This window comes from Micromonospora sp. DT4 (genome assembly GCF_049841675.1).
Lineage (GTDB): Bacteria > Actinomycetota > Actinomycetes > Mycobacteriales > Micromonosporaceae > Micromonospora.
Map to the genome: position 1 here is coordinate 1 of NZ_JBNCKT010000196.1, position 5,484 is coordinate 5,484.

Below are 5,484 nucleotides of genomic sequence, written 5' to 3' on the forward strand. Positions count from 1 at the left end.
CCGCCGCCCGCCGGTAAACAGCCCAACATCATCGATAGAACGGAGAGAAGTTACACCGTTCGGATGACAGACCCCGAGAAACGCTCCGGTGCGGCGGTTCGGAGTTCTTTGAGTTGATCTATGAGTTGCGTCCGATTGAAGATGGTTCTGCGGGTTCGTGATGGGTGGCGATCAGTCGATGTCATGGAAGGTGAATCTCGGTCATAACCGTTGGCAGTGAGCGGCGTTGGGCTGGGCATGGGTGATCGGAAGCCATACCCCAGTGATGTCACCGACGAGCAGTGGGCGTTGATCGGGCCGTTTCTGGACGCGTGGAGGGCCAAGCGCGTCTGGGTCGCGGGTCGTCAGGGCGACTGCGACCTGCGGGAGATCGTGAACGCGATCCTCTACCAGAACCGGACCGGCTGCCAGTGGGCGTATCTGCCGCACGACCTGCCGCAGAAGCGCCCGTGACCTACTGCTACTTCGCCCTGTGGCGTGATGATGGTACTGACCAGTCCATTCATGACTTGCTGCGCTGCCAGGCGCGGGAGAAGGCCGGCCGCCGTGAGGATCCGACCGCGGTCGCGGTGGACACCCAGTCGATCCGGGCGGCGAATCACGTGCCGGCCGCGACGACGGGTAAGGACACCGGCAAGAGGGTGCCCGGCCGGAAACGGGGCCTGGCCGTGGACGCCCTCGGTCTGATCATCGCGGTGGTCGTGATCGCGGCGTCAGTCACCGACAACGCGATCGGGATCAGGCTGTTCGACAAGGTCGCCGAGCGCACGCCGACAGTGACCCGAGCCTGGGTCGACGCGGGATTCAAACAGGACCTCGCGCTGCACGGCGCGGTCCTGGGTATCGATGTCGAGGTCGTCCGCGCGCAGATCACCACCCTGACCAGCGAACTCGCCCGCATCGACGGCGAACTGACCGCCCTGGCAACCACACGCGCCACGCTACGCGCCCTCGCCGCGGCTGAGTTCACCGCCGACGCCCCGACCGTGACCAGCTGCGCCTACCAGCAAATCCTCGCGGTCCTGCGCACCGCGACCACCGGCAAGCGAGCCGAGGACATCTGCCTAGCCCTCGAAATCGAACCCTTACCCAAGCACGTCGAAGACACCCGCGCGAAGCTGAAACGCATGGTCAACCGCGAGATCCTGACCGATTCCGAACCCGGAATATTCACCCTCGCCCAGAAGCGGACCTAATCTTCCGAACGGCCCTCTGAGACCACCGGATGAGCATCGGTTCCTGACAGGTCTCTGACAACTTCCCGTGAGGCTGCTCGCCATGACCAACGCACCACGACGACTCGGGCTCGTCGCGCTCACCCTCCTCGCCACGGTTCTCGCCGGCTGTGGCGGTGCGAAGTCCGGCGCCGACACCGGGGGCACGGCCGACGTCGCGTCCCTCGCCACCGGGTCCGCCGCGCCGAGCGCGTCCGCCACCGCTGCGGCAGCGGCCGGACGTCCGCAGTTGCGCCTGGACATGAACGCGGACGAGCAGCAGCGGCTCTGGAACACGTACAACTACTGCCTGCGCGACCACGGCGTCAAGGAGCTCAAGGAACGTTCGGCTGGGGCCCCCGCGGGGAGCGGCATGATCTCCCTCGACCAGAGCGGCGAGCCGAAGGCGGCGTACGTGGCGTGCGCCGACAAGCTCCCCCTCCAGCCGCCCGAGCTGGACAAGGAGAAGAACCCGAACTACGTGATCCAGCGGAACGACTACGTGCAGTGCCTGCGCGGGCGCGGCATGAAGATCCACTTGTTGCCGGACGGCTCCGGCTGGACGTACGACGACGTGGAGGACCCGACGGGTGGTCTGGTGGGCGCCGCGTACGACAAGGCGGACAAGGAATGCACGATGGAGGCGTTCCGTGGCAAGAAATAAGCTGGTGATGGCGGCCCTGGTGACGGTGACCCTGGCCGTCGCCGGTGCCGGAGTCACGATGCTGACGCTGCGGCGTGCCGGCGCGGACGACGCGGCGAGCGCCCCGCCGGCGCTGACGACGACGAAGGTGACCCGCACCGACCTGTCGGACAGCCGGTCGCTCGGCGGGACGCTGGGGTTCGGCCCGGAGCGGATCGTCAAGGGTACGGGCGAGGGCGTCGTCACCCGCCTGCCGAAGGTCGGGGACACGGTCGCCCGGGGCAAGCCGCTCTACTGGGTCAACGACCAGCCGGTAACGGTGCTGTTCGGCGACACCCCGCTCTTTCGTACCCTCGACAAGCCCGGCCTGGTGGGCAGCGACGTGCTGATCGTGCGGGACAACCTGAAGGCGCTCGGATACGCCACCGGTACGCAGCAAACCCGGACCAAGGACGGCACGAGGATCGGTGCCGGTCGGGCACTGCTCACCGAGACCCTGGTTGCCGCGATCAAGAAGTGGCAGCAGACGCTCGGCGTGAAACCCACCGGCCGGATCGAGGTCGGGCAGGCCGCGGTGCTGCCGGGACCGGTCCGGATCAGCGCGGTGAAGGCGGTGCCGGGTGACCCTGCCGCCGGTGAACTCCTGGCCGTCACCGAGAAGGTCAAGCTGGTGACCGTCCCGGTGGACGCGACCGAGGTCAGCAGCATCCGGGTGGGTGCCACGGTCGCGATCATCCTGCCCGACACGACCGAGAGTCCGGGCCGGGTCGCCTCGATCTCCCACACCGTCGACGGCGGCGGTCCGGACTCCGGGGCGGGCCAGGCCAGCCCGCCGAAGGTGAACGTCCTCGTCACACCAACCAAGGCGGCGGACGTGGCGAAGCTGGACGCGGCGGCGGTCCAGGTCACGTTCACCACGAACACCCGCAAGGGCGTGCTGGCCGTACCGGTCGGCGCGCTGGTGGCGCTCCGCGAGGGCGGGTACGCCCTGCAACTGCCCGACGGCGGGCTGCTGGCCGTGGAGACCGGGATGTTCTCCCGGGGGCTCGTCGAGGTCAGCGGTACCGGAGTCACCGAGGGTCTCACGGTGGTGACCGCCGCGTGAGCACCGTCGTCCCCTTCCGGGCCCGGAGCGCGCCGACCGAGGTGATCCCGGCGTACGCCGAACCGGTCCTGCAACTCGACGGGGTGAGCCGGACGTACCCGGGTGGCGTCACCGCCCTGGACGACGTATCGCTGACCGTGCGCGCCGGTGAGATGCTCGCCATCGTCGGGCCGTCCGGGTCCGGCAAGTCGACCCTGCTGAACATCATGGGCACCCTCGACCTGCCCACCAGTGGTCGGGTACGCGTCGCCGGGCAGGAGGTCACCGACCTGTCCGACCGGCGGCTCTCCGCGCTGCGGGGCCGGTGGCTCGGCTTCGTGTTCCAGCAGTTCCACCTCGTCGGAGGGCTCGACGCCGCCGAGAACGTCGCCACCGGACTCCTCTACGCCGGCGTACCCCGTCGCCGCCGTCGCCGTACGGCCATCGACGCGTTGGCCCGGGTCGGCCTGGCGCACCGGGTCGACCACCTGCCGCACCAGCTCTCCGGCGGGGAACGCCAGCGGGTGGCGATAGCGCGGGCGCTGGTGAACGACCCGGCGCTGGTCCTGGCGGACGAGCCGACCGGCGCTCTGGACACCGTCAACGGCGAGGCGGTCCTGGCGCTGCTGCTCGGCCTGCACGCGGAGGGCACCACCATCGCCGTCATCACCCACGACCGGGACCTCGCCGCCCGTACCCCTCGACAGGTGGACATCCGCGACGGGCGGATCGTCTCCGACACGAGTGACAGGACCCGAGCATGAGCACACCGACAGCGGCTCCCGGCGGTCGGCCGCCCCGGCTCGCCCCGAGCGACGTATTCCGACTCGGTCTGCTCGGCCTGACCAGCCGCCGGATGCGGGCGGTCCTGTCCGCCCTGGGCATCTCCATCGGCATCGCCACGATGATCGTCGTGGTGGGCATCCCAGCGTCCAGCCAGCGCGATCTCATGAACCAGCTCTCCGCGCTCGGCACCAACCTGCTGCGTGCCGAACCCGTACCGGATCAGGATCCGCCCGTGCTGCTGCCGGAGGAATCCGTCGCGATGGTGCAGCGGATCGGGCCCGTCGAGATGGCGAGCGCCGTCGCGAACACCCACGTGATGGTCCGCCGCAGCGATGTGATGGACCGGTACGACACCTCGGGGCTCACCACCCTGGCGACCCGACCGGATCTGCTGGACACCGTCAACGGCCGGGTCCGCGCCGGCCGGTTCCTCGACGACGGCACGGCCCGGCTGCCCACCGTCGTCCTCGGCTACGTGGCCGCGAGTCGGCTCGGGTTCGCCACCGTGGATCCGGCCCAGCCGCCGCAGGTGTTCATCGGCGAGCGGTGGTTCACCGTGATCGGCGTACTCGATCCGCTGCCCATCGCCCCCGACCTGGACCGGTCGGTCCTGGTCGGCTGGGACGCGGCCCGGGACCTGCTCGGTTTCGACGGGCATCCCACCGTCGTGTACGTGCGGGCCCGCGAGCAAGCGTTGGAGGACGTCCGGGCCGTGCTGCCGGCCACCCTCGACCCGCAGTTGCCCGGCCTGATCCAGGTCAGTCGCCCCTCGGACGCGCTCGCCGCGAAACGTGCCACCGAGAACACGTTCTCCGCGCTCTTCCTCGGTCTGGCCGCGGTGGCGCTGCTGGTCGGCGGGATCGGGGTGGCCAACACCATGGTCATCTCGGTGCTGGAACGCCGCCGGGAGATCGGCCTGCGCCGGGCGCTCGGCGCGAACCGTGGCCAGATCCGGGTGCAGTTCCTCACCGAGTCGGTGCTGCTGTCCGTGCTCGGCGGGGCCGCCGGGGCGGTACTCGGCGTGCTCGCGACCGTCGGGTACGCCGGCTACCAGGGCTGGCCGCCGACGATCCCGGTCACCTCGGTGGCGGGCGGCATCGCCGGCGCCCTGCTGGTCGGGATGGCGGCGGGCGTCTACCCGTCGATCCGCGCCGCCCGGCTCACCCCCACCGAAGCGCTCGCCGCCCAGTGATCAGCGCTGCCGCTGGGCGCGCCAGCGGCACACCCACACCAGCACCGGTGTGAGCACCAGCCAGACCGCCAGGAACGAGAGCACCACACCCAGCGCACCGACCCAGCCGCCCTGGCGCACGAGGCGGGTGGTGAGCGGCAACGCCAGCAGGATCGACAGCAGCAGGGCGGGGGCCGGCGCGAGCAGCGGCAGCAACAGCAGCCGGCCCCGCCAACCCACCAGGTGCTCGTCGCTACGCGGCGCCGCCACCGACACGAACGCCCGGCGCAGCCCCTCGCCGTACAGCGACGCCGGCAGCAGTGCGGCGAGCGCCAGCAGCGGGGTCAACTGCACCCCGGCGTCGACCAGCGCGGCCACCGCCCGGGGCGCGCCGATCGCGGTGGGAAGCGCCTCCACGGCGTACGACGTGAGCCGGCGTACCCGATCGGCGCCCGCGATCAGCGAGGTGAGCCAGAGGGCCAGCAGCGCCACCGGGACGACGGCGATCACTCCCTAGTAGAGCGTCGTGTCTAACGTTCTGGGTATAGGTGGCGGAGTCGGGTACGGGCGTCGTTGGTGGTGAAGT

General features: G+C 70.3%; 5 protein-coding genes and 1 pseudogene. 5 read left to right on the forward strand and 1 reads right to left on the reverse strand.

Annotation, left to right across the window (positions count from 1 at the left end):
* Positions 1-237 precede the first annotated feature (237 nt).
* The 5 genes and pseudogenes from ACLQ24_RS28325 to ACLQ24_RS28345 all read left to right on the forward strand — a co-directional run.
* Positions 238-860 (forward strand): annotated as a pseudogene (locus tag ACLQ24_RS28325) (IS5 family transposase); the annotation flags it as partial.
* Positions 861-1,278: 418 nt separating this feature from the next.
* Positions 1,279-1,878 carry a hypothetical protein gene (locus ACLQ24_RS28330; protein WP_425894794.1) on the forward strand — a complete coding sequence of 200 codons (600 nt, stop codon included), beginning with the start codon at positions 1,279-1,281 and terminating at the stop codon, positions 1,876-1,878.
* On the forward strand, positions 1,865-2,962 hold the full coding sequence (locus tag ACLQ24_RS28335; protein ID WP_425894795.1) for an efflux RND transporter periplasmic adaptor subunit: 1,098 nt from the start codon (positions 1,865-1,867) through the stop codon (positions 2,960-2,962). Before ACLQ24_RS28330 ends, ACLQ24_RS28335 begins: the two co-directional genes overlap by 14 nt.
* 44 nt (positions 2,963-3,006) lie before the next feature.
* Positions 3,007-3,705: an ABC transporter ATP-binding protein gene (locus tag ACLQ24_RS28340; protein ID WP_425894798.1), complete on the forward strand. Its 699-nt coding sequence runs from the start codon at positions 3,007-3,009 to the stop codon at positions 3,703-3,705.
* Positions 3,702-4,919, forward strand: coding sequence for an ABC transporter permease (locus ACLQ24_RS28345; protein WP_425894796.1), 1,218 nt, complete (start codon positions 3,702-3,704; stop codon positions 4,917-4,919). Before ACLQ24_RS28340 ends, ACLQ24_RS28345 begins: the two co-directional genes overlap by 4 nt.
* Here the strand turns inward: ACLQ24_RS28345 and ACLQ24_RS28350 are convergent, their stop codons facing one another.
* Positions 4,920-5,408 (reverse strand): hypothetical protein, encoded by a 489-nt coding sequence (locus ACLQ24_RS28350; protein ID WP_425894797.1) that lies wholly within the window; start codon positions 5,406-5,408, stop codon positions 4,920-4,922.
* Positions 5,409-5,484: the final 76 nt, after the last annotated feature.